This window comes from Microbacterium sp. Bi128, from assembly GCF_918698205.1.
This window is the reverse complement of the sequence record NZ_CAKKMM010001554.1, coordinates 1-1,141: the sequence shown is the minus strand read 5'-3', so window position 1 is coordinate 1,141 and position 1,141 is coordinate 1. Positions and strand designations below refer to the sequence as shown.

The following is a 1,141-nucleotide window of genomic DNA, read 5'->3' as shown; positions in this document are numbered from 1 at the left end:
CCCTTGAGGACGTCTGGTCCATCAACAAGGCCATCGCGGACCTCACCGCGAAGCTGGGCCGGAAGGTCAACGCGGTCACGATCGGCGGCGGTCTGCTGGGCCTGGAATCAGCCGCCGGCACCGAACAGCTCGGCGCCACCCCGATCGTCATCAACGGCTCGCCGTGGCTCATGAACACCCAGCTGGACGAGGGTGCCGGGCAGGCGCTCGGCCGGCTGATCGAGGCCAAGGGCTTCACCGTCCACGGCGGGGTGTTCCCCTCCGAGGTCCTCTCCGACGACGACGGCCAGGTCACCGGCGTCCTCATGGCCGACGGCCGGATCATCGACGCCGACATCGTGATCGTCGCGATCGGCGTGCGGCCCCGAGACGAACTGTTCCGGGCGGCGGATGGCCCGGATGGGCAAAAGGGAGTGCAGCAGTTCCAGCTCGGCCAGCGCGGCGGCGTCGTCATCTCCGACGACTGTTCCACGGAGGTTCCCGGCATCTGGGCGATCGGCGAGGTCGCCAACTTCGGCGGCATGTGCCTGGGACTCGTGGCCCCGGCCAACACGATGGCCGAAATCGTCGCGGACCGGCTGCACGGCGGCGACGCGACCTTCCCCGGCTTCGACACCGCCACCAAGCTCAAGCTCTCCGGCGTCGACGTCGCCAGCTTCGGTGACGCCTTCGCCCGCACGGAACACGCGCTCGAGATCGTCTACGCTGACCCCGCCCGCGGCGTCTACCAGAAGATCGTCACCACCGACGATGCCAAGACCCTGCTCGGCGGCATCTTCGTCGGCGACGCCTCGCCCTACACCTCCCTGCGCCCCATGCTGGGCCGCGAACTGGCCGCCGAACCCGGCGCCTACCTCACCGCGGCCGGCGGCGGTGACGCCGGGGACGGAGTCTTGGAGATCCAACTGCCGGATGACGCGATCCTGTGTTCCTGCAACAACGTCTCGGCCGGAACCATCCGTGACACCGTCAACGGCTGCGGGAGCTGCGACGGCAACGCGCCGGTCCGGGAACTCGGCGAGCTCAAGGGCTGCACCCGCGCCGGCACCAGCTGCGGTTCCTGCGTGCCGATGCTCAAGAAGCTGCTCGAAACCGAACTGACCAAGTCCGGCGTCGAAGTCTCCAAGGCCCTGTGCGAACA

1 protein-coding gene is annotated in these 1,141 nt (G+C 68.9%); it reads left to right on the top strand.

All coding sequences use genetic code 11. From position 1 onward, the window contains the following. The coding region (locus LQV45_RS34495) for an FAD-dependent oxidoreductase (protein WP_230012396.1) at positions 1–1,141 on the top strand (1,141 nt) is incomplete at both ends.